This is a genomic window from Hyphomicrobiales bacterium, from assembly GCA_016125495.1.
Taxonomy (GTDB): Bacteria; Pseudomonadota; Alphaproteobacteria; order Rhizobiales; family RI-29; genus RI-29.
In genome coordinates this window covers 162,384-183,563 of record WGLQ01000014.1, presented here as the reverse complement: position 1 = coordinate 183,563, position 21,180 = coordinate 162,384, and the positions used below count along the sequence as shown (strand labels likewise).

General features: G+C 67.9%; 21 protein-coding genes and 1 tRNA gene. 15 read left to right on the top strand and 7 right to left on the bottom strand.

Features of this window, described 5'->3' with window-relative positions; genetic code table 11:
- The first annotated feature begins 18 nt into the window (after positions 1-18).
- From fabD to GC150_12035, 7 genes are all read left to right on the top strand, one after another.
- On the top strand, positions 19-972 hold the full coding sequence (gene fabD / locus GC150_12065) for an ACP S-malonyltransferase (GenBank protein ID MBI1385636.1): 954 nt from the start codon (positions 19-21) through the stop codon (positions 970-972).
- A 52-nt stretch (positions 973-1,024) separates the two neighbouring features.
- Positions 1,025-1,762, top strand: coding sequence for a 3-oxoacyl-[acyl-carrier-protein] reductase (gene fabG, locus GC150_12060; protein ID MBI1385635.1), 738 nt, complete (start codon positions 1,025-1,027; stop codon positions 1,760-1,762).
- Positions 1,763-2,011: 249 nt separating this feature from the next.
- On the top strand, positions 2,012-2,248 hold the full coding sequence (locus GC150_12055) for an acyl carrier protein (protein ID MBI1385634.1): 237 nt from the start codon (positions 2,012-2,014) through the stop codon (positions 2,246-2,248).
- A gap of 134 nt (positions 2,249-2,382) precedes the next feature.
- Positions 2,383-3,648 carry a beta-ketoacyl-ACP synthase II gene (fabF, locus tag GC150_12050; protein MBI1385633.1) on the top strand — a complete coding sequence of 422 codons (1,266 nt, stop codon included), beginning with the start codon at positions 2,383-2,385 and terminating at the stop codon, positions 3,646-3,648.
- A gap of 205 nt (positions 3,649-3,853) precedes the next feature.
- Positions 3,854-5,149, top strand: a complete 1,296-nt coding sequence (mltG, locus tag GC150_12045) for an endolytic transglycosylase MltG (protein ID MBI1385632.1) — start codon at positions 3,854-3,856, stop codon at positions 5,147-5,149.
- Positions 5,150-5,296: 147 nt separating this feature from the next.
- Positions 5,297-6,187, top strand: coding sequence for a YicC family protein (locus GC150_12040; protein MBI1385631.1), 891 nt, complete (start codon positions 5,297-5,299; stop codon positions 6,185-6,187).
- Position 6,188: 1 nt separating this feature from the next.
- Positions 6,189-6,824 (top strand): guanylate kinase, encoded by a 636-nt coding sequence (locus GC150_12035; protein ID MBI1385630.1) that lies wholly within the window; start codon positions 6,189-6,191, stop codon positions 6,822-6,824.
- Here GC150_12035 and rsmA read toward each other — a convergent pair.
- The 5 genes from rsmA to GC150_12010 all read right to left on the bottom strand — a co-directional run bounded on the left by rsmA (position 6,821) and on the right by GC150_12010 (position 11,956).
- Positions 6,821-7,696, bottom strand: coding sequence for a 16S rRNA (adenine(1518)-N(6)/adenine(1519)-N(6))-dimethyltransferase RsmA (rsmA, locus tag GC150_12030; protein ID MBI1385629.1), 876 nt, complete (start codon positions 7,694-7,696; stop codon positions 6,821-6,823). The two genes, GC150_12035 and rsmA, sit on opposite strands and share 4 nt — an antisense overlap.
- The gene (gene pdxA / locus GC150_12025) at positions 7,696-8,829 is read right to left on the bottom strand and encodes a 4-hydroxythreonine-4-phosphate dehydrogenase PdxA (protein MBI1385628.1); all 1,134 of its coding nucleotides are present in this window, start codon (positions 8,827-8,829) and stop codon (positions 7,696-7,698) included. The genes rsmA and pdxA overlap by 1 nt, the downstream gene beginning before the upstream one ends.
- Positions 8,768-10,060 (bottom strand): hypothetical protein, encoded by a 1,293-nt coding sequence (locus tag GC150_12020; protein MBI1385627.1) that lies wholly within the window; start codon positions 10,058-10,060, stop codon positions 8,768-8,770. Before GC150_12020 ends, pdxA begins: the two co-directional genes overlap by 62 nt.
- Before the next feature lie 187 nt (positions 10,061-10,247).
- Entirely contained in the window at positions 10,248-10,781 is a 534-nt protein-coding gene (locus GC150_12015) for a gamma carbonic anhydrase family protein (GenBank protein MBI1385626.1), read from the bottom strand.
- 104 nt (positions 10,782-10,885) lie between these two features.
- The gene (locus GC150_12010; protein ID MBI1385625.1) at positions 10,886-11,956 is read right to left on the bottom strand and encodes a zinc ABC transporter substrate-binding protein; all 1,071 of its coding nucleotides are present in this window, start codon (positions 11,954-11,956) and stop codon (positions 10,886-10,888) included.
- Positions 11,957-12,196: 240 nt separating this feature from the next.
- Between GC150_12010 and GC150_12005 the strand changes: the two genes are divergently transcribed.
- From GC150_12005 to GC150_11980, 6 genes are all read left to right on the top strand, one after another.
- On the top strand, positions 12,197-13,141 hold the full coding sequence (locus GC150_12005) for an ATP-binding cassette domain-containing protein (GenBank protein MBI1385624.1): 945 nt from the start codon (positions 12,197-12,199) through the stop codon (positions 13,139-13,141).
- A complete protein-coding gene (locus tag GC150_12000) occupies positions 13,131-13,958 on the top strand; it encodes a hypothetical protein (protein ID MBI1385623.1) in 828 nt (275 codons plus the stop codon). Before GC150_12005 ends, GC150_12000 begins: the two co-directional genes overlap by 11 nt.
- Positions 13,955-14,365, top strand: coding sequence for a transcriptional repressor (locus GC150_11995; GenBank protein ID MBI1385622.1), 411 nt, complete (start codon positions 13,955-13,957; stop codon positions 14,363-14,365). Before GC150_12000 ends, GC150_11995 begins: the two co-directional genes overlap by 4 nt.
- A gap of 43 nt (positions 14,366-14,408) precedes the next feature.
- Positions 14,409-15,761: an oligosaccharide flippase family protein gene (locus tag GC150_11990; protein MBI1385621.1), complete on the top strand. Its 1,353-nt coding sequence runs from the start codon at positions 14,409-14,411 to the stop codon at positions 15,759-15,761.
- A 10-nt stretch (positions 15,762-15,771) separates the two neighbouring features.
- Positions 15,772-16,503, top strand: a complete 732-nt coding sequence (locus GC150_11985) for a class I SAM-dependent methyltransferase (protein ID MBI1385620.1) — start codon at positions 15,772-15,774, stop codon at positions 16,501-16,503.
- 62 nt (positions 16,504-16,565) lie between these two features.
- Complete coding sequence (locus GC150_11980) at positions 16,566-17,174, top strand: hypothetical protein (protein MBI1385619.1); 609 nt, start codon at positions 16,566-16,568, stop codon at positions 17,172-17,174.
- A 270-nt stretch (positions 17,175-17,444) separates the two neighbouring features.
- Here the strand turns inward: GC150_11980 and GC150_11975 are convergent, their stop codons facing one another.
- Both GC150_11975 and GC150_11970 read right to left on the bottom strand, forming a co-directional pair.
- Positions 17,445-18,056, bottom strand: a complete 612-nt coding sequence (locus GC150_11975; GenBank protein MBI1385618.1) for a hypothetical protein — start codon at positions 18,054-18,056, stop codon at positions 17,445-17,447.
- A 162-nt stretch (positions 18,057-18,218) separates the two neighbouring features.
- Positions 18,219-18,295 (bottom strand) — tRNA-Arg (locus tag GC150_11970).
- 139 nt (positions 18,296-18,434) lie between these two features.
- On the opposite strand from GC150_11970, the gene GC150_11965 reads away from it, so the two are divergent.
- Positions 18,435-19,541, top strand: coding sequence for an FAD-dependent oxidoreductase (locus GC150_11965; GenBank protein MBI1385617.1), 1,107 nt, complete (start codon positions 18,435-18,437; stop codon positions 19,539-19,541).
- A 58-nt stretch (positions 19,542-19,599) separates the two neighbouring features.
- The gene (gene guaA / locus GC150_11960) at positions 19,600-21,165 is read left to right on the top strand and encodes a glutamine-hydrolyzing GMP synthase (GenBank protein MBI1385616.1); all 1,566 of its coding nucleotides are present in this window, start codon (positions 19,600-19,602) and stop codon (positions 21,163-21,165) included.
- The last annotated feature ends 15 nt before the right edge of the window (positions 21,166-21,180 follow it).

Sequence of the window (21,180 nt, the reverse complement as noted above, 5' to 3'; positions counted from 1 at the left end):
GGGCGCGGAGGACCGGTCATGACGCTGGCGTTGGTGTTTCCCGGCCAGGGGAGTCAGGCGGTCGGCATGGGCATGGCCCTCGCGGACACGTTCGCGGTCGCGCGTACGGTATTCGAGGAGGTCGATACGGCGCTCGGCGAGCCGCTGAGCAAGCTGATGCGGGACGGTCCGGAAGAGACGCTGACGTTGACGCAGAACGCACAGCCGGCGCTGATGGCGGTCTCGCTCGCGGCCTTGCGGGTGTTGGAGAGCGAATGCGGGCTCGATGTGGCGCGCCAGGTGAAGTTCGTTGCCGGTCACTCGCTCGGTGAATATTCGGCTCTCGCGGCCGCGGGCACCTTCACGGTCGGCGATGCAGCGCTGCTCTTGCGCACGCGCGGGCGGGCCATGCAGGCCGCGGTGCCGGTCGGTGAGGGGGCGATGGCCGCGCTACTCGGGGTCGAACTCGCACAGGCGCGCGCGCTCGCCGCGCACGCCGCGAGTGGGGGTGGCGTTTGCGAAGTGGCAAACGACAACGCGCCGGGGCAAGTCGTCGTCTCGGGCAGCCTTGCTGCGGTCGAGCGCGCTGTCGCCGCGGCCAAGGATTTCGGCGTCCGGCGGGCCATCCTCCTCAAGGTCAGTGCCCCCTTCCACTGCTCGCTCATGGCCCCGGCCGCAGACATCATGTCCGATGCGCTGCACAAGGTGCGCATGCGGGACCCGGTCGTGCCGCTCATTGCCAACGTGCTCGCTGGACCGGTCGGGTCCGCGCAAGAGATCCGCCAGCATCTCGTGGCGCAGGTCACCGGCACCGTGCGTTGGCGTGAGAGCGTTGCCGCGATGGCGGCGGCGGGTGTGACGAGCGTGCTGGAGGTTGGCGCCGGCAAGGTGCTGGCCGGGCTCGTGCGCCAGACGGAGCGGGCAATGTCGACCCAGTCGGTCGGCACGCCCGACGATCTCGCTGCGGCGCGCGAGGCGATCGCGGCCACCTAGGACGAGCACGAGACGAGGTCCGGCGTTGCCGGCAGCAAGAGGAAATGGCGGCATGTTCAGCCTTCAAGGCAAGGGCGCCCTGGTGACGGGGGCGAGTGGCGGCATCGGTGGCGCCGTGGCGCGCACGCTGCACGCGGCCGGGGCGACCGTCGCGCTTTCGGGGACGAAGCGTGACAAGCTGGAAGCGTTGGCGGGTGAACTCGGCGAGCGGGCCCATGTGCTGGTCTGCGATCTCGCCGATCGGGCCGCCGTCGCGGCGCTGCCCAAGGAGGCCGAGGCCGCGCTCGGCCACCTCGACATCCTGGTCAACAACGCGGGCCTGACGCGTGACAATCTGGCCATGCTGCTCAAAGACGAGGATTGGGACCGGGTCATCGCGGTCAATCTGACGTCGACATTCACACTGGTGCGGGGAGCGCTTCGCAACATGATGAAGCGGCGCTGGGGGCGGATCGTCAACATCGCCTCGATCAGCGGTGTCATCGGCAATCCCGGGCAGGCGAACTATGCAGCCTCCAAGGCCGGGATGATCGGCATGACGAAGTCCGTCGCGCGCGAGGTGGCAACGCGCGGCATCACGGCCAATTGCATCGCGCCCGGCTTCATCCAGACGGCGATGACCGATGCGCTGAACGAGGCCCAGATCGCCCAGATCGCGCAGGTCATCCCCTCCGGCACCTTCGGCAAGCCCGAGGACGTGGCCGCCGCCGCCCTCTACCTGGCGAGCGAGGAGGCGGGCTATGTGACCGGCCAGACGCTTCACGTGAATGGCGGAATGGCCATGATCTAGGGGTGGAAAAGAGACTCCCAACCCGGTCGCCCCTGTGCTACCGCGCTTGCGGCTCGGCTTCGGGCGCGTGTAGTCAGACGGATCGGATCGGACGGGATGAACGCGGCCATGGCCGGGGCGTCCCGTACGCCGGTGGCGCCGGCCAACCCGGACAGAGGCCCGAGGCAAACTGAGACTGCCGGTCGGAACCGCATCCCGCTCATCCGATGCCGGCTTGTGAATTCGAGCACTTCAACACGAGGCGAAAAGATGAGCGATATTGCTGACCGCGTTAAAAAGATCGTCGTGGATCATTTGGGCGTGGATGCCGACAAGGTGACGCTGCAGGCCAGCTTCCTGGACGATCTCGGCGCCGACAGCCTCGATACAGTCGAACTCGTGATGGCGTTCGAGGAGGAGTTCGGGTGCGAAATCCCGGACGAGGCGGCCAACACCATCCAGACCGTGGGCGATGCGGTGCGATTTCTCGAGAACGCCAAGTCCTGACACTCGGTTGCGGGCCCTTCGCGCCCGCAGCCTTGTGGCCGGTCGCGGGGCGTGCATTCATCGAGCTTGCGTAGGGTTCGGATGAGGTTCGCGGCGTCGAGGGCGCCGGGGCGTGAGAGGGTGTGGTCGAGATCATGCGCCGGGTAGTCGTAACAGGATTGGGTATGGTCTCGCCGCTGGCTTGCGGCGTCGAAGAGACGTGGGCGCGTCTTCTCGACGGGGCCAGCGCGGCCAAACGTGTGACGAATTTCCAGGTCGATGACCTCGCCTGTCAGATTGCCTGTCAGGTGCCGCGCGGTGATGGCAAACTGGGCACATTCAATCCGGATGATTGGATGGAGCCCAAGGAGCAGCGCAAGGTCGACGACTTCATCATCTTTGCAATGGCGGCCGCCGAGCAGGCGATCAAGGATGCCGCCTACCGTGCCGAGACACCGGACGAACAGGCACGCGCGGGTGTGCTCTTTGGCTCCGGTATCGGTGGCCTCGAGGGGATCGAGCAGGCGGCGCTGCTGCTCGCCGAGAAGGGGCCCCGGCGGATCAGTCCGTTCTTCATTCCGGGCCGCCTCATCAATCTCGCCTCGGGACAGGTCTCTATCCGGCACGGCTTCAAGGGTCCCAACCATGCCGTCGTCACGGCCTGCTCGTCCGGAGCGCACGCGATCGGCGATGCCTCCCGGCTGATCGCCTTCGGAGATGCCGACGTCATGGTCGCGGGCGGCACCGAATCGCCGGTTTGCCGTCTCGCCATCGCCGGGTTCGCCGCGTGCAGGGCGCTCTCGACCGGCTTCAACGATCGCCCGGAGAAGGCCTCGCGCCCCTATGACCGCGACCGTGATGGTTTCGTCATGGGCGAGGGGGCGGGGGCCGTCGTTCTCGAGGCGCTCGAACACGCCGAGGCGCGCGGCGCACGGATCTACGCCGAGGTGATCGGCTATGGCCTCTCGGGGGACGCCTACCACATCACCGCTCCCGCCGAGGATGGCGATGGCGCGTATCGCTGTATGCAGGCGGCCGTCAAGCGTGCCGGTGTCTCTCCAAGCGAAATCGATTACGTCAACGCGCACGGCACTTCGACGCCGATGGGCGACGAGATCGAACTGCGGGCGGTCGAACGCCTCTTCGGCAACGACACCTCGAACCTCTCGATGTCGTCGACCAAGTCGGCGATCGGGCATCTGCTCGGAGCGGCTGGGGCGGTCGAGGCGATTTTTACAACCCTGGCGCTACGCGATCAGGTGGCACCGCCGACGCTCAACCTCGAGAACCCGTCGGTCGAGACTGGTATCGACCTCGTCCCGCACGTGGCCCGCAAGCGCCGGATCGATATCGCATTGTCGAATTCGTTCGGGTTCGGTGGCACGAACGCGTCACTCGTCCTCAGGCGCTGGGCGGCGTGAAGCCAACCGCGTCGAACCGCCTCGCGGAGCGGGAAAGCCGCGGCGGCAGGTCGCTCGCAGCCCGTTGCGTGGTGTTGCCGCAACTTCGTGATTTCTTCGTGCGCCCCACCACCGGCGGCTCGCGGCGGGGGCTGCTTTGCACTTTCTCTGGCCACAATTCTTGCTAGTGTTCGGCCATCGACTCGCTCAGGTGTCGGGAGCCTAGATGACTCGGTTTGCGTCACGCAGTTCGGGCGTTGCGCCGCCACGGCCCGACTCACCGAGAGGAGTCGGTGCCCTCGAGCATGGGATCCTGCCGCGCAGTCCCGCCGAGGTGCTCGAGCCGACGCGGCCGCCCGAGCCACCGCGCCGCAGGTCGCGTCGCCAGCGGGGCCGGCGCGCCGGCGGGTTCATCGGCTTTCTCGGTGGCAGTCTCACCTTCCTTCTCATGGCGCTGATCTCGATCGGTGTCGCTCAGCAGGTCGTGAAATACCAGTTCAACAAACCCGGTCCGCTGCCCCATTCGACGGTCGTCGTCATTCCGAAGGGCGACGGCGTCAATGCCATCGCCGATCGCCTGCAGCGCGAGGGAGTGCTGCGCGACAAGTGGCTCTTCACGCTCGGTGTGATCCGCTTTCGGGCGCAGCGCAAACTGAGGGCGGGTGAGTACGAGTTCCCGCAGGCCGCCAGTGTGCGCCAGGTGCTCGACACGCTCGTCGAGGGAAAGGCGATCCTCCACAAGGTGGCGGTGCCGGAGGGGCGCACGAGCTACGAAGTGGTCGAGATCCTCAACCAGGAGCCTCTGCTCAAGGGCGAGATCACGGAGATCCCGGCCGAGGGCACGCTGCTGCCGGACACCTACCGCTTCTCGCGCGGCACGCCGCGCCAGGAGCTGCTCGGACGCATGGTGAGCGAGCAGACCGATTTCCTGCAACGCGCCTGGGCCAAGCGCCAGGAGGGGTTGCCGCTGCGGAGCCCGGAAGAGGCGCTCGTTCTGGCCTCGATCGTCGAGAAGGAGACCGGACGCGCCGATGAACGGCGGCGCGTTGCCGGCGTCTTCGTCAACCGGCTGCGTCAGGGAATGCGTCTGCAATCGGACCCGACGATCATCTATGGCATCACGCTCGGACGCGGCGGTCTCGGGCGTGGCATCCGGCGAAGCGAGATCGACAAGCCGACGCCATACAACACCTACCAGATCGACGGGCTGCCGCCGACGCCGATCTGCAATCCGGGTCGCGAGGCGATCGAGGCGGTGCTCAATCCCGAGGCGACCGACGATCTCTTCTTCGTCGCCGACGGCACCGGTGGGCATGCGTTCGCGCGCACGCTCGCCGAGCACAACCGTAACGTCGAACGATGGCGCCAGATCGAGCGTCAGCAGCGTGCGACGCCGGCCGTCGTCACGGGCAACGCTTCCGTGACCACTCCGGCGAGCAGCGAGGGGCAGCAGCCGGCCGTCGTTTCCGCGAGTGACGGTGATGCGTTCCCGGTACCCGTGCGAAAGCCCGCCCGGCAATAGCCGTCGATCCCCTTCTCGAGGGGCCGCTCGTCGGCCATTCTCCCGATCACCGGGTCCACGTCGTGAATACTTGGCGACAGCGTCCGGTGCCGGTAGGGTCCGCGCAACGTGACCCACCATGGGCGCGGGATTCGAGCCGAGGTGGCCATGGCGCTCAGGAGCATGACGGGGTTCGCGCGCACGGCCGGCGCGATCGAGGGCTACAGCTGGAGTTGGGAGATTCGCTCCGTCAATGGGCGCAACCTCGAGGTGCGCCTGCGCCTTCCCCAGAACCTGGAATCGCTCGAGTCGAAGGTGCGCGCGATGTGCTCCAGCAGGCTGGCGCGGGGCAATTGCAACCTGACGCTCACCCTGCGCAAGGAGGGCGGCAGTCAGGCCCTCAAGGTGAACCAGACGGTTTTGCAGCAGGCGATCGAGATCGCGCGGCAGGTGCGCCGGACGGCGGGCGAGGTGACCGCGATCAGCGTCGGTGACCTCCTCGCCGTGCGCGGCGTGCTCGAACTCGCCGAGGCGGAAGCCGATGCCGAACTGGAGGCGCGGCTCAATACCGGCGTGCTCGCGGGGCTCGAGGAGGCTCTCGACATCCTGGTTGGCGCACGTGCCGCCGAGGGGCGCCAACTGGCCAATGTGCTCGGTGGATTGATCGACCGGGTCGATGGGCTGGTGGCCGAGATCACCGACCACCCGGGCCGCTCCAGCGCGCGGATCAAGGCGCGCCTCGAGCGCCAGATCGCCGCACTCGGCGAACGGCCCGAGCAACTCGATCCCCAGCGCCTCGCCCAGGAGGTGCTGCTCATCGCGACGCGGGCCGATATCCAGGAGGAACTCGACCGGCTGCGCGCCCATGTCGTGGCCGCCCGCGCGCTGCTGGTCGCCGGGGAGCCGGCCGGGCGTCAATTGGATTTCCTCTCCCAGGAATTCAACCGGGAGGCCAATACGATCTGCTCGAAGGCGAGCGACATCGAGATCACGCGCCTCGGGCTCTCCCTCAAGTCGTTCATCGACCAGTTCCGCGAGCAGATCCAGAACGTGGAATGAAATGAGCAATCCCCTGATCCCCCGGCGCGGTCTCATGCTCGTGCTCTCCTCGCCCTCTGGTGCAGGAAAGACGACAATCGCGCGACGCCTCATGGACGCCGAGGCGGAGCTGCGGCTTTCGGTCTCCTTGACGACCCGGGCGCCTCGTCCGGGAGAACGCGACGGCATCGATTACCACTTCGTCGACCGCGCCACCTTCGATGCGCGCCGCGAGGCCGGCGAATTGCTCGAGTGGGCCAACGTCTTTTCCAACGGGTACGGCACGCCGAAGGCCCCGGTCGAGGCGGCGCTCGCCGAGGGCCGCGACGTGCTGTTCGACGTCGACTGGCAGGGAGCGCGGCAATTGCGCGAGCGCGCCGGGGCAGACGTCGTCACCGTTTTCATCCTTCCGCCGTCGCTCGTCGCGCTCGAACAACGTTTGCGTCAGCGGGCCCAGGACAGCGCCGCCGTCGTCGCCGAGCGAATGGCGCGCGCCGAGGAGGAAATCAGTCACTGGGGCGAGTACGAGTACGTGGTGGTCAACGCGGATGTCGACGAGAGTGTCGAATCGATCCGCTCGATCCTCGCCAGCGAGCGGCTCAGGACCCGGCGGCGCACGGGGCTCGGCGCTTTCGTCGACGGGCTCGAAGGCGGCTAACGCCGATCGCCCGCCGCGTTTTGAGCCTCGAGGGCGGCGGCGAGCCGCACGAACCCTGCGACCGGAACATGCTCGGCGCGTTCGGTCGGCTCGATCGCGGCCGCTTCGAGCAGGGCTTCGGGCTCGGCAACCAGGGTCTTGAGGCTCGCCCGCAGCATCTTGCGCCGCTGGCCGAAGGCGGCCGCCGTGACTCTCTCCAGCGTTGCCGGGGCACAGACCGGCTCGGGCACCGGGCGGGGGCGGAATACGACGACCGCCGAGGAGACCTTGGGTGGCGGCGTGAAGGCGGCGGGTGGCAACGTCAGGGCCAGTCGAACCTCGGCGCGCCACTGGGCCAGCACCGAGAGACGGCCATAGGCCGGCGTGCCGACCGGCGCGGCGATGCGCTCGGCAACCTCCTTTTGGAACATCAGGGCCATCAGACCGAGCCAGTCCGGCCAGGGCGTCAGGGTCAGCCAGCCGGTGAGGAGGGGCGTTGCGATGTTGTAGGGCAGGTTGGCGACGATCGCGCCGGGAGCGGTAACGAGAGACGAATAATCGAGTTCGAGGGCATCGGCGTGGCGAACCTCGAGCCGGCCCGGATAGGCCTCGGCGATCGCCGCCAGTGCGGGAAGGAAACGCTCATCGCGCTCGACGGCGAGGACCCGGCCGGCTCCCTCCATGAGAAGTCCGCGTGTCAGGCCCCCGGGGCCGGGCCCGATCTCGACGATGGAGCGCGCGGCAAGGTCCGGCACGAGACGGGCGATGCGCCGCGTGAGATTGAGGTCGAGGATGAAATTCTGCCCGAGGCTGCGCCGCGCCCGCAGTTCCAGCAAGCGGATCACCTCGCGCAGGGCCGGCAGTCCGTCGCCCGGTGCCGCGCTCGAGCCCATCAGTTCACGCGCGCAACGGGTGCGGCGTCGCGCCGGCGGACCATATCGCCGGCAAGCCGGATCGCGGCGATCATGCTGGTCGGGTCGGCCGTTCCCGTGCCAGCGATGTCGAAAGCCGTGCCATGGTCCGGCGAGGTGCGCACGAAGGCGAGGCCGAGTGTGGTGTTGACGCCGCTCTCGAAGGCGATCGTCTTGAGGGGGATCAGGACCTGATCGTGATACATGCCGAGAACGGCATCGTAGTTCCGCCGGGCGCGTGGATGAAAAAGTGTGTCGGCCGGGAGCGGTCCGCGCACCTCCAGCCCCTCGCGAACGAGGCCGGCGACGGCCGGGGCGATGATGTCGCGTTCCTCGGTGCCCATAGTGGCGTTCTCGCCGGCATGGGGGTTGAGCCCGCACACGGCGATCCGCGGTCGGGCGACGGCGAAGTCACGGGTGAGCGCCCGTGCCGTGATGCGCGCGACGCTCATGATGAGTTCGCCGGTGAGGCTCGGGGCGACCGCGGTGAGGGGGACGTGGACGGTGACCGGAACGACCCGGAGATCGGCCCCGACCAGCATCATGACCGGTTGGCAGGGCTCGACCGGCCAATGGCGCCGGCTGAGTTCACCGAGGAGTTCGGTGTGCCCCGGATGGGCAAAGCCGGCGGACTTGAGGACCGCCTTGGCGATCGGGGCCGTGACGATCCCGGCGGCCTGCCCGGCGGCGATCAGGGCGACGGAGGTCTCGATCGCGGCGATGATGGCGGGTGCTGCCGCCTCGGTCGGTCGGCCTGGAACGACGGCGGGGCCGGGATCGCCGACCGCGACGACGACGAGGCGGTTCGGGTCGCGAGCCGCAAGTCCGAGAGCCCTGGGGTCGGCGAGGGCTTCGGTCGCGGTGATGGTGTCGATCGGTACGGCCCTCGGGCGCCGCCGTGCGGCGTCGAGGAGCCATTCGGGACGGCCGACCGCAACGAATGGCGCAAGTCGCTCTGCTTCTCTCACCGACCAGGCCTCGAGAATGATCTCCGGGCCAATGCCGGCCGGGTCACCCATGGTGACGGCCAGTGGCTTGTCGGCGCGCACGGGCTCAGGTCTCGCCGCAGGGCTTCTGGCCCGGTTGCTCGCCCGCCTTGTATTCCAGGAACGCATCGGTGCAGAGGTCGCGGAGCAGGCGCTTGGCGTGCGAGGCCAGTTGCTCCTGTTCGAGCTTGTTGCGAGCCTCCTGCCGGGTCTGTTCATCGCCGGCCACGCTGCGCCGGTCGCAGACCGCATAGAGGTGGATGCCGCTCGCGGTGAAGACCGGGGGGGCCATCTGGCCGGCCTGGGCGGCCGCCAGGATCGGGCGGGCCTCCACGGGCAGCGTGTCGAGTGCGACGCGCCCGAGGCTCTGGTGGGTTGCGCCGGGAACGAGGGCGGCCAGCTTGGCGGTGCTCTCGCAGGACTGGAATCGCTGGCGCAGGTCCTCGGCGGCCGCGAAACGCTGGCCCATCAGGCTCTGGTCGATCTGGCCCGAAAGCGGGATGGTGATGCGGTTGAGACGCATCTCGACCTTCTCGACGGGCCCCGCGCCTTCCTCCCCGGTGGCGATGGTCGACACGGTCTCGTCGAGTTCGTCCTCGCCGATGAAGACACTGCTGCCATACCGGCGTCGCACGACCCGGCTCCAGGCGACCTGGCCGCGCACCTTGCTGCGTAGGGTCGCGATGTTGATGCCGCCCCTGCGCAGGTTCGCCGCGAAGGCTTCGAGCGTCGCATTGCTGCGCTTGGCCATGGCGGTGAGCAGCCTCGTGACCTCCTCCTCGTCGACGACGATGTTGAGCCGTTTGGCCTCTTGGACCATCAGGATCTCGTTCACGAGTTCACTGAGGGCCGCATTGCGCAGCCCCGGACGGACCTCGCGCAAGGCCTGCTCGCGCAGCCGCTCGACGAACTCGCCCTGCAGACGCTTCACGTCTTCCTGGCTACGCGGATTGCGCGACATGGCGAACTGGCGAAAGCGCTCGTTGATGTCCTTGGCGCGGAGCTTGGCCTCGAGCCGGGAGCGCATCTGCGAGGAACTGGACAGCAGCAGGTTGACGCGTTGCTGGATGTCGAACTCGGAGATCGGTTCATCGTTGACGAGGACATAGATCGACATGTCCGCCCGGGCGGGTTGCGGGCCGGCGGCGAGGGAGCCGAAGCCGATCAGCACGGCGAGTGCCAGCGCCAATGGGCCGTATGGACTGAATGACGACCGGCGAGACACGCATGGCGCGCTGGCCTGCGTCGAGCGGGGGGCGGAGGCGCCACGCGGTGCGGGCGCGCGAAACGCGCTTGGCGACAACATGCTTTTCTCCTCGACCGCTTTCGCTGGCAGGTTCGCCTCGCGTGCCGCCGCCATCTACCCGCGACCATCGGGTGCCAGGGCTCGTTCGACGAAGCACACCAGCGTCATAATCGGCGATCGCGCAAAACTAGCAAAGTGCGCTGGTTGCTCCAACGCCGCTTTCCACAGGGGCAAGGCGAAACGGTGGCCGGAGCCCGGTTGCCCGATGGGCGCGGGAGCGTCCGCGAGCGGTTGGCGGCGCTCAATCCCCGATCGGCTCGAGGCCCGTGCGATAGCGCGCGATCTTCGCGACGTAGACGGCGGCCGAACGGCGGATGATCTCACGGCCCTTCTCGTCCACCTCGCGTGCGAGGCGGGCCGGCGAGCCGACGATCAGGGAGCCGGGCGGAAACGATTTGCGCTCGGTGACGAGGGCGCCCGCTCCGACGATCGAACCGGCCCCGATTTCGGCCCCGTTGAGAATGGTCGCTCCCATGCCGACGAGGCAGTCGTCGGCGATCGTGCAGCCATGCAGGATCGCTCCGTGGCCGATCGTGCAGCCGGCTCCGATCCTCAGCGGAAAGCCCGGATCGGTGTGGCAGATGACGTTTTCCTGGAGGTTCGAGCCCGCGCCGACAGTGATCGCTTCGTTGTCGCCCCTGAGGGTCGCACCGAACCAGACGCTCACGTCCGCGGCGAGTTCGACGTCGCCGATCACGTGCGCACCGGGGGCGATCCAGGTGCGCTCCGGTGCTGCGAGGCTGGGACGACGCTTCTCGAACGCATAGAGCGGCATGTCACGATCTCCCGTCGAGGGTGCGGGGCCGGATGGCGGCGCACCCTCGACGGGGCCGGTAGCACGGCGTCACCCGGACCTCAACGGTAACCCATACCAGCGGCTCAGCTCGCCGGCGTCAGGCAATCGCGGATGGCCTCGGCGTTGCGCTTCATGAGCGTGAAATAGTGCTCCGGACCGGCGGCGATGTCGGCTCCGAGCGGATCGAGCACGCCGGTGCGCGCGCCGGTTCCCTCGGTGATGACACTGACGATCTTGGGCGAGAATTGGGGTTCGGAGAAGACGCAGACCGCGCCGAGTTCACGCACCTTTGCCCGCAGCTCCGTCACCCGCTCTGCGCCGGGCGCCACTTCGGGGTTCGTCGTGATGGAGCCGGCCGCGGCGAGGCCGAATCGATGCTCGAAGTACTGGTAGGCATCGTGAAAGACGATGAAGGGCCTCTCGCGCACCGGCGCCACGATGGTCTCGATATCGGTGGTCAGCCCGTCGAGGCGGGCCTGCAGCGCAGCGGCGTTGGCCATGTACCGCCCGCCATTGGCCGGATCGGCCTCGGCGAGAGCCTTGGCGGCCGCCGCGACGATCGCCTTTGCGTTGGCGGGATCGAGCCAGATGTGAGCGTCGGTTTCGTCGTGATGTTCGCCGTCCCCATGGTCGGCTTCGGTGTGCTTTGCCTCACCGTGTCCGTGGCCGTGGCCGTGGCCATCGTGGTTCTTGGATTTGTCGTGATCGTGTTCGTCGTGCTTGGCCTCTTCGTGTCCGTGTCCGTGTCCGTGTCCGTCGTGGTCGGCGTGACCTTCGAATGCGCCGCCTTCGCGGATTTCGTGACGCACGAGGTCCGGTGCGTCGATGAGGCTGATCACGTGGGCCTTGCCGGCTAGTGATTCGAGCGGCCCCTCGAGAAAGGTTTCGAGTTCGTGGCCGACCCAGAACACCACGCCCGCCGCTTCGATGGCAGCGGCTTTTGACGGCTTGAGGCTGGCGGTGTGCGGTGAACCCGCCCCCTCGACGATAATCCCCGGTGTGCCGATGCCGTCCATGACCCCGGCGACGAGCGAGTGGATCGGCTTGATGGAGACCACCACGGACGGCGCCTCCGCTGCGGCGGATCGGCCGGTTGCGGCAAGCGCCAAGCCGGCGCCGAGGACCCAGAACCCGAACGTTCGTATCACTCTCACGAATAGCCTCCGTGGCGTTTGGTGAGCGACCGGTGTAGTGCTGAGCGATCGCTGCTATGGCAGTCTGGTGGCGAATGCTATAACATAACGATATTTGCGATTGCAAGACATCGCCGGAGCATGACGGCTCGCGGTCGGTGACGGCCGGATCCCCGAAGTGGCGCAACGGAGAGCGCCGGACCGGACGAGTCCCGGTGCGGAGGCAATGTCGGGGGCCTGGTGGACGGGACGGGAACGGGGATGCGCGAGACGACAACGCCATTGGTTTCCTTGGATGGCGCCGGGGTGCACCGGGCCGGGCGTTGGCTCGTGCGCGGGGTCGAACTCACGGTGCGGCCACGCGAGATCGTCACGCTCATCGGCCCGAACGGCTCCGGCAAATCGACCACGGCCAAGTTGGCCATCGGGTTGATGGCGGCGGACGAGGGAAAGGCGTGGCGCCGGGAGGGGCTGCGCGTGGCCTATGTGCCCCAGCGCCTGCACGTCGATTGGACATTGCCGCTGACGGTGCGCCGTTTCATGGCGTTGACCGGTGGCGTCGCGGATGCCGCCATCGCGGCGGCACTCGAGCGCACGGCGGTCGGGCACCTGGCGGGGTCCGAGGTTCGCACGCTCTCGGGCGGCGAATTCCAGCGTGTGCAGCTGGCTCGCGCCATCGCCCGCAAGCCGGATCTCATGGTTCTGGACGAGCCCGTCCAAGGGGTGGACTACACCGGCGAGATCGCCCTCTACAATCTCATCGGGCGGATCCGGGACGAACTCGGCTGCGGTATTCTGCTGATCTCCCACGATCTGCACGTGGTGATGGCCGCGACGGACTATGTGGTCTGCCTCAACGGTCACGTCTGCTGCCGCGGCACGCCGGCCTCGGTCGCCGAGAGCGCGGAGTATCGGCAACTCTTCGGGGAGCGGGCGGCGGCAACGCTCGCCGTCTACGAGCATCGCCACGACCACGCCCACTTGCCGGACGGTCGGATCGTGCCGGGGGGCGGGGGGCCGGGCCACGCCGCCGAACACGGAGTGGCGGGAGCTGCCTGCTGCGATCACGGGCACGATCATGGGCACGGGCACGATCATGGGCACGGGCACGATCATACCCATGGACACGCGAAGGCCGATCCTTCGCCCGGCTCGCCAGGCGAGGGCGGTGCCGAGGGGCGGACGGGGGGCGGCCATGCTCGATGATTTCTTCACTCGGGCCATGCTCGCTGGAATCGGGGTCGCCTTCGTCGCCGGGCCGCTCGGGTGTTTCATCGTCTGGCGCCGGCTCGCTTATTTCGGGGACACGCTCTCGCATTCCGCGCTGCTGGGGGTGGCGCTCGCGCTGCTCTTCGAGATCAGTGTGACGGGCACGGTTTTCGTCGTCTGTGCCCTGATCGCATTGGCCCTCCTCGCACTCCAGCGTCGCGCCTCGCTTTCTTCGGACGCGATCCTCGGTCTGCTGGCTCATTCCTCGCTCGCGCTGGGGCTCGTCTGTCTCGGTCTGATGCCTTGGGTGCGGGTCGATCTGATGGGATTTCTCTTCGGCGACATCCTTGCCGTGTCGAGCCAGGATCTCCTGGTCATCTGGGGTGGTGGGGCATTGGTTCTGGCGCTGCTGGCGGCCATCTGGAGCCGCCTCTTCGCCGCGACGGTCAGCCGGGAGATCGCCGAGGCGGAGGGGATGACGCCGGCTCGAACGAATCTCGTGTTCATGCTCTTGATGGCGCTCGTCATCGCCATTTCCATGAAGATCGTCGGAGTGCTGCTCATCACCGCCATGCTCATCATTCCGCCAGCCGCTGCCCGCCGGCTCGTTTCGGGGCCGGAGGCGATGGCGCTCGTGGCGGCTCTTTGCGGGGCGTTCGCGGTCGTACTCGGGCTCTTTGGTTCGCTCACATGGGATACGCCGGCCGGCCCTTCGATCGTCGTGGCGGCTTTGGCGCTCTTTCTCGGGTGCATGTTGCCGGTCGGGGCGATCTTTGCGGGCGGCGACCATAGCAAGCGCAGGGGGACGGGATGAGCGAGGCGCATCCTGGCGAGGCGACGCTGACGCGCAACGAGCGCCTGGTGCTGACGACGCTCGCGGATGCCGGTACCCCGCTCGGCGCCTATGCCATTCTCGAAGCGCTGCGCGGCGATGGGCTGCGCGCGCCGCCACAGGTCTACCGCGCCCTCGACAAGCTCCAGCGCGCCGGGCTCGTGCATCGCATCGAAAGCCTCAATGCCTTCATCGCGTGCAGCCATCCGGAATGCGAGGTGCGCAATCTGGCGGCCTTCGTCATCTGCACGGCCTGCGGGCGGGTGACGGAATTCACCGACGCCGATCTGCTGGCGCTCGCGGGAAAGCTCGCAGAGCGCGCCGGAATGCGGCTCGAGGGGGCCACGATCGAGCTCAAAGGACGATGCACGGCGTGCGCGAACTCGTGAGCCGGTTCGCCATACGGCCCGCGATCGGCAAGGGTTGCACCGGATGAGCCCGGCCGCGCGGATGGCCGATGCCCTCGCCATCGCTCGGGCGGGCCTCATCCAGGCTGCCGGTATCGCAACGGCGTTCGCCGCCCATCTCCTCGTCGCACGCACGCTCGGTATCGAGGCGCAGGGCGCTTTCCAGGTGGGGCTCGGCTGGATCATCGTGCTGGCGACAGTGGGCCGCCTCGGCCTCGAGCAACTCGCGGTGCGCGAGGTCGCGGCCGCCCACGCGAACGGGAATCCCGGCGCGGCGCGACGCTACCTCGGGAGTGCCTTCAATCTCGCCGTGCCGGCGCTCGCGGTGGCGGCCGCTTGCGGCTTGGTGGCCAGCCTCGTCGGCCCTGCCGGATCGGCGGGGGGCGCGCTTTCGGCGATGCTCCCGGTGATGATGCTCGCAGTGGTTCCGGCGGGGCTCACACTTCTCGTTGCCGAGGCCTTGCGCGGCTGGCAGCAGCCGGCGGCGTCGGCGCTGCTGCAATACGTGCTGCCGTGGTTCTTGCTCCTCGCTCTCGCTGGAACGCTCGCGCTCGCCGGCCGGCTCACGCCGGGGGCGATCGGCTGGCTGCTGCTGGCGGCGAACGGGCTCGCGTTCGTTGCCGCCTTCGGCCTCTGGCGACGGGCGACGGGAGCGGCGGCGGGAGGGGCCATGGCGGTCCGGCGCGATGATCCCGGCGGGCGACCTTTGCGCGCGATGTTGCTGCGGGCCGCACCGTTCTTTGGCGCTGCCCTCGCCTTTGCGCTGTTCGGCTGGGTCGACGTGATCGTTCTCGGCCTGCTCGCAAGCGCCGCCGACGTCGGGCTCTTCGGCGCCGTGCTGCGCACGGGAGGGCTCATCGGCAACCTGGTGATCGCCGCCAACATTCCCGTCGCACCGCGCATCGCGCGGGCCTATGCGGCGGGGGCCCTCGCCGACGTGCGCGCCATCGTCCATCGCAATGCGGGGCTGCTGGCGCTGCTCGCCGGTCCGGTGATGGTGTTGGTCTGGCTCCTCGCCGAACGCTTGATGGGGCTCTGGGGCGAGCCGTTCCGGGCGGGGGCGCCGCTGCTCGTTGTTTATGCCGCCTTCCAGACCGTGAACCTCGTGGTCGGGCTCTTCTTTTATGCCAACCTCGTGACGGGGGGCGAGCGCGTCGCCATGCTGTTGCTTTCCGGGGCGGTGCTGGCCAAGGGTCTCGGAGTCGCCGCCGGGTACCTCGCCTTTGGCATCGACGGCGCGGTCTGGGCGAGCGGGCTCGCGCTGCTTGTGCTGAACGGCGCGGCGCTGGTTGCTTTCAGGGCGCGGCTGAGCAAGTCTGCCGCCGCGCCAGAGGCGAGACCGGGCGCCGGTCGGAGCGGTGGTGCCGGGACAAGCTGAGGAGGGGCACATGGGGCGCTTGCGTGAGCTTCTGGCCGAGCGCGCAGCGATGGAGGCCACATGGGCCCGCCGCAAGCTCGCCGGGCTCGTCGGTGCCGGTCCCCGTGCCGAGGCGGGCCGCCTGGACTTCGACTGGTCGCGCGTGCCTTATGACCGGCGGGCCGTCGTCGGCCTCATCGCACACCGGATCGATGCCAAGCGCTATCTCGAGATCGGTTGCCAGGACGACAAGCTCTTTCACACGGTCTGGTGCCCGACGAAGATCGGCGTCGACCCTGCACGCGGCGGCACCCACCGCATGACGAGCGACGAATTCTTCGCCGGAAACACGCTCTCCTTCGATCTCGTCTTCATCGACGGCTTGCACGAGTACGCCCAGGTCCGGCGCGACATCCTCAATGCGCTCGATTGTCTGGAACCCGGGGGCTGGATCGGTGTGCACGACTGCCTGCCGCGCGACTGGGGCGCCCATCAGGTGCCGCGCCAGCAGTTCTACTGGAACGGCGACGTCTGGCGGGCGATCGCGGAGATGAAGGCGCGAGCGGACATCGACACGCGCATCGTGCTGGTCGATCACGGCACGGCGATCATGCGCCGGTCGGCCAACAGCGAGCCGCTCGATGCGGCCGGCCTCGATTTCGCCAACCTGCCGTTCTCCTGGCTGGTCGAGAACCACCGCCGCCTCGGGCTCATCGAGTTCGCCGAGCTCGACGGCTACCTCGCGGCGGCGCGCGCGGGCTGAGCAGGTGGGCGAGCCACGGCGGGTCGGGCCCGACCCGCGGTCAGGCAGAGGGAGGGCGAAACGTGCGTGAGTTCCTGGCACTCGGTCTGGTCGATCGCATCGATGCCGTCGCCGCGATCAGCCAGGCGCTGGCCGCCCTTCTCTCGCTCGCTGCGCTCCTCCTTTCCCTCTGGGTGTTCTCGCGCCAGCAGCGCATCTCGCGTTGGCAACTGCGCCTGCAACGCGAGGATCACATCATCGCCTGGTCGCGGCTCTGCCTCGAGGTGCTCGCCGAGTTCGAGGAGCGCCTCAAACTCGGGGCCGCCAATGGGGGGCTATCCGGCTGCATCGACGGCGACCGGCTGATCGCGCTCCGAAGCCGCCTCAGCGCCCTCATCGACGAGGGGCGGCTCTATTTCCCGAACATCCGCGACCCCGAAAAGGGACGCGAGAAGGAGGCCGCGTTTCGCGGTTCGCGCCGGCCGATCCTCGATTGCCTCGTTGCCGTCTACGACCTGATGCGTGAGATCGCGGAGCCGGGCGGGGAGGGGAATGCGGATACGGGGCTGACGCGATCGAGCGCGCCCGCCGGCGGCGATGCCATCGCTCGGCTCAACGCCTTGCGCCGAACCTTCGTCTCGGCGACGCAGGAAGCGATCGACCCGGAAAGCTTCAACCGGGTGCGGGCGTGAGGGGTGGTGTGTGGGGCGGTGCGGTGCGGTGCGGGATGCCGTCCACGCGCCAAGGCATGTCACGTGGGCGGTGGAAACCGAACTGGTGGCGGCAGACAGAGATTTTGCCCAGCTTGCCGAAGAGCCCGGCGCACGGCCGGATGCCGATGGGTCGCTACTTCATCGATTCCAATGGCGCGCCGTGCGCGACAAAAGCGCGAACTCCTATATCATTGAATGCGCAGCGTAGATTTGGACGAACGGAACCACGGCCAGCGATCCATTGCGTCGTCAGTCGACGATCCTGCATGAGTACAGTCTGAACGCTTGGGCCATGCCGGAATCGACGAGCGCCGTCCCGAGACGGCCCGCGACGAAGAACACCCTTTGAGCGGCAGGGTCCAGCCAGAGTTCGGGCCCCTGAAGGGCGAGCCGGCTGACTGCGAAGCTGCCCTCGCCCATGACCCAGGGTGGATTGAAAATTGCCACCTTGGCGTGGGGGTTGCGTCGTAGTCCTTGCGAGGCATCCGGGGCGAGAGCAGCTTTGGTCTCTGCGATGTTGAGACAGAAGTAGCGACCCGGAACGGACGTGGTTCGGTCTCGTTGCAAGATCGAAACGGGGCGGATACCGGTTCGACCCAGCTTTGCCGTCTCGATGATCGTCTTTGCCAACTCGGAGATGCACCAGTAGCCGTTGGCATTGAACAGATGGGGAAGCCGCTTTAGTTGCTTTGCGTGCTTGTCGCCCCAGATCTTCATCGGGAACATGTCGTCATCCAACGGCTCGCCTACCTGACTACGGCGAACGGCAGCAATCGCCTTCTCAGGCTCGCGCTCGACGATGTCGGCTTCAAGGTGCTTGATCAGAGTAGAGTCGCTCGGAGCCGTACTGACGAAAACCATGGCAAACTCACCTTCGACGAGTCGCTTGCGGATGGCTGTCCATGGATGCAGTCTAACGAAAGTCGAATGGCGAGCGATAGCAAGGGACTACGAAAACAGGGGCGTGGTCTCGCGTTCGCGGCATCGCTACGACAGTGCAAGCCATCATCTTGCTGATTTCATTGGCGCACCGGGGAAGATTCGAACTCCCGACCCCCAGATTCGTAGTCTGGTGCTCTATCCAGCTGAGCTACCGGTGCTGGCCGTGCGGTCATGCGCCCGCTGTCGCCGCCGCGTGGCGCGGCGAGACGAGGTTGCTACACGCATGCGCGCCGATGCGCAAGCCCCGTCGCTCGGAGCCTTGTGACGCGCGTGGCAACGCGCTAGGTGCGAGGGATCATGGTGCTCGCGGCCTCGACCCATCCGGCGAAAGCCGTCACGATCATCGGTGCCGGACCGACCGGCCTTTCGGCCGCGCTGGCTCTCGCGACGCGCGGTGTGACCGTGACGGTTCTCGAGCGCAACGGCGAGAGCGTGAAGCAATCGCGGGCCGTCGCGCTCAACCGGGCCAGCCTCGAGCATCTGGCCACGGTCGGGGCGAGCGCTGCCATCCTCGCGCGTGCCGCCCGGCCCGAGCGCGTGCGCATGTACGACGACGGCCGCCTCCTCGCCGTCGTCACCTTGCCCAGGACCCGCAAGGGCCAGCCGATCATCGTGGCGTTGCCGCAGAGCAGCACGGAAGCCATTCTCGTCGAGCGGCTCCGCGAACTCGGCATCGCTGTCCATTGGCGCACGATGGCGTGCGAGATCGTGGAGCGTGACGACGGTGTGACCGTGGTTGCCGAAACGCCGACCGGATTGGTGTCGTTCTGCTCCGACTACGTCCTTGGCGCCGACGGATCGCACAGCCTGACGCGATGCACGCTCGGCCTCTCCTTCGAGGGCAAGGCCTATCCCGGCGACTGGCAGCTCTTCGATGCGGTCCTCGACTGGCCGTGGCCGGACTGTGAGGCGGCGGCGTTCTTCGGCGCCGATGGCGCGCCGATGTTCATGATCACGCTCGGTGACGGCCGGCACCGGATCATCGGCGTGGGGCCGGAGCTCGAAGCGCGCGCGGCGGCTTTCGTCGGTATCGGTGAAATCTCCTGGCGCAACGACTTCACGCTCGCCGAGCGACGCGTCCGCAGCTATGGGCGTGGCCGCCTCTGGCTCGCTGGCGATGCCGCCCATGTCCACTCGCCGGTCGGCGGACAGGGCATGAACCTCGGAATCGACGATGCCTTCGACTTCGCCGAAAGCCTCGTGGCGGGTGATTTCGCGGGCTACGAGCGTCGCCGCATCGCCAAGGCGCGGCGCGTCATGGGGTTCGTCGATTTCGGCTTCGGTCTCATCACGGCGCGCAGCCCGTCGAAGCGCGCGGCCCGCAACACGATCATCCGCGTGGCCGCCGCTTCGGGCGCTCTCAGGAACTGGGCGCTGCGCCGACTGCTCGGAACCGGGGATTGAGAGCGGTCGGGCAATCGGTGCGCTTGCCGGCGCTTCATGCCCGCGCTATCGGCTCGGCATGGCAGAGCAACCCGAATCCCAATCCATCCTCATCGTCGATTTCGGCTCGCAGGTCACGCAGCTCATCGCGCGCCGCGTGCGCGAGGCCGGAGTCTATTGCGAGATCGTGCCGTTTTCCAAGGCGGCCGAGGGCCTCGCCCGCCTCGCACCGCGGGGTGTGATCCTCTCGGGCGGGCCGGCGAGCCTCACCGAGGCGGACACCCCCCGCGCGGCACCGGAGATCTTCGCATCGGGCTTGCCGGTGCTCGGCATCTGCTACGGTCAGATGGCGATGGTCGAGCATTTGGGCGGCAAGGTCGAATCCTCCGACCACCGCGAGTTCGGCCGCGCCGATGTCGAGGTCCTCGCTGCCTCACCCTTCCTCGATGGGGTCTGGCAGGCGGGTGGGCACGAGCCGGTCTGGATGAGCCATGGTGACCGCGTCATCGGCTTGCCCGAGGGATTTTCCGTCATTGCCCGCTCGCAGAACGCGCCCTTTGCCGCGATCGCCGACGAGGCGCGGCGCTACTACGGACTGATGTTCCATCCTGAGGTGGTCCACACGCCGGCGGGCGGGCGGCTCATCGCGAATTTCGTTCGCCGCATCGCGGGATGTGATGGTGCATGGACCATGGCGGCCTTTCGCGAGACCGAGATCGCCCGCATCCGCGAGAAGGTCGGGCCGCAGGGGCGCGTCATCTGCGGCCTTTCGGGGGGCGTCGATTCGGCCGTTGCCGCCGTCCTCATCCACGAGGCGATCGGCGACCGGCTGACCTGCATCTTCGTCGACCACGGTCTCATGCGGGCGGGCGAGGCCGACGAAGTCGTCTCGCTGTTCCGTGGCCACTACAACATTCCGCTCGTCCACGTGGAAGCCGCCGACACCTTCCTTTCCGCGCTCGATGGCGTCGCCGACCCCGAGGTCAAGCGCAAGACCATCGGCCGGCTCTTCATCGAGGTGTTCGAGGCGGAGGCCCGCAAGGTTGGTGGCGTCCGGTTCCTCGCGCAAGGCACACTCTATCCGGACGTCATCGAAAGCGTCTCGTTCACCGGTGGGCCTTCGGTCACCATCAAGTCGCACCACAACGTCGGCGGCCTGCCGGAGCGCATGAACCTCGAACTGGTCGAGCCATTGCGCGAACTCTTCAAGGACGAGGTGCGCGCGCTCGGCCGCGAACTGGGACTGCCCGAAGCCTTCGTTGGCCGCCACCCCTTTCCGGGGCCGGGCCTTGCCATCCGCGTACCGGGCGCGATCACGCGCGAAAAACTCGACGTGCTGCGCAAGGCGGACGCCATCTATCTGGACGAGATCCGCAAGGCCGGCCTCTACGATGCCATCTGGCAGGCCTTCGCGGTGCTGCTGCCGGTGCAGACGGTCGGCGTCATGGGCGATGCGCGCACCTACGAGCATGTCCTTGCGCTCCGGGCCGTGACCTCGACGGACGGCATGACGGCCGAGAGCTACGCCTTCGAGCACGCTTTTCTGGCGCGCACCGCGACGCGGATCATCAATAGCGTGCGGGGCGTCAACCGGGTCGTCTACGACGTCACCTCCAAGCCCCCCGGAACCATCGAGTGGGAGTAGGTAGCAACGTTGCTA

Bases quoted from the DNA above. Each gene is read 5' to 3' on its own strand.
- fabD (MBI1385636.1), top strand. From the start codon at position 19: ATGACGCTGGCGTTGGTGTTTCCCGGCCAGGGGAGTCAGGCGGTCGGC.
- fabG (MBI1385635.1), top strand. From the start codon at position 1,025: ATGTTCAGCCTTCAAGGCAAGGGCGCCCTGGTGACGGGGGCGAGTGGC.
- GC150_12055 (MBI1385634.1), top strand. From the start codon at position 2,012: ATGAGCGATATTGCTGACCGCGTTAAAAAGATCGTCGTGGATCATTTG.
- fabF (MBI1385633.1), top strand. From the start codon at position 2,383: ATGCGCCGGGTAGTCGTAACAGGATTGGGTATGGTCTCGCCGCTGGCT.
- mltG (MBI1385632.1), top strand. From the start codon at position 3,854: ATGACTCGGTTTGCGTCACGCAGTTCGGGCGTTGCGCCGCCACGGCCC.
- GC150_12040 (MBI1385631.1), top strand. From the start codon at position 5,297: ATGGCGCTCAGGAGCATGACGGGGTTCGCGCGCACGGCCGGCGCGATC.
- GC150_12035 (MBI1385630.1), top strand. From the start codon at position 6,189: ATGAGCAATCCCCTGATCCCCCGGCGCGGTCTCATGCTCGTGCTCTCC.
- rsmA (MBI1385629.1), bottom strand. From the start codon at position 7,696: ATGGGCTCGAGCGCGGCACCGGGCGACGGACTGCCGGCCCTGCGCGAG.
- pdxA (MBI1385628.1), bottom strand. From the start codon at position 8,829: ATGCGTTCCTGGAATACAAGGCGGGCGAGCAACCGGGCCAGAAGCCCT.
- GC150_12020 (MBI1385627.1), bottom strand. From the start codon at position 10,060: ATGGCGGCGGCACGCGAGGCGAACCTGCCAGCGAAAGCGGTCGAGGAG.
- GC150_12015 (MBI1385626.1), bottom strand. From the start codon at position 10,781: ATGCCGCTCTATGCGTTCGAGAAGCGTCGTCCCAGCCTCGCAGCACCG.
- GC150_12005 (MBI1385624.1), top strand. From the start codon at position 12,197: ATGCGCGAGACGACAACGCCATTGGTTTCCTTGGATGGCGCCGGGGTG.
- GC150_12000 (MBI1385623.1), top strand. From the start codon at position 13,131: ATGCTCGATGATTTCTTCACTCGGGCCATGCTCGCTGGAATCGGGGTC.
- GC150_11995 (MBI1385622.1), top strand. From the start codon at position 13,955: ATGAGCGAGGCGCATCCTGGCGAGGCGACGCTGACGCGCAACGAGCGC.
- GC150_11990 (MBI1385621.1), top strand. From the start codon at position 14,409: ATGAGCCCGGCCGCGCGGATGGCCGATGCCCTCGCCATCGCTCGGGCG.
- GC150_11985 (MBI1385620.1), top strand. From the start codon at position 15,772: ATGGGGCGCTTGCGTGAGCTTCTGGCCGAGCGCGCAGCGATGGAGGCC.
- GC150_11975 (MBI1385618.1), bottom strand. From the start codon at position 18,056: ATGGTTTTCGTCAGTACGGCTCCGAGCGACTCTACTCTGATCAAGCAC.
- GC150_11965 (MBI1385617.1), top strand. From the start codon at position 18,435: ATGGTGCTCGCGGCCTCGACCCATCCGGCGAAAGCCGTCACGATCATC.
- guaA (MBI1385616.1), top strand. From the start codon at position 19,600: ATGGCAGAGCAACCCGAATCCCAATCCATCCTCATCGTCGATTTCGGC.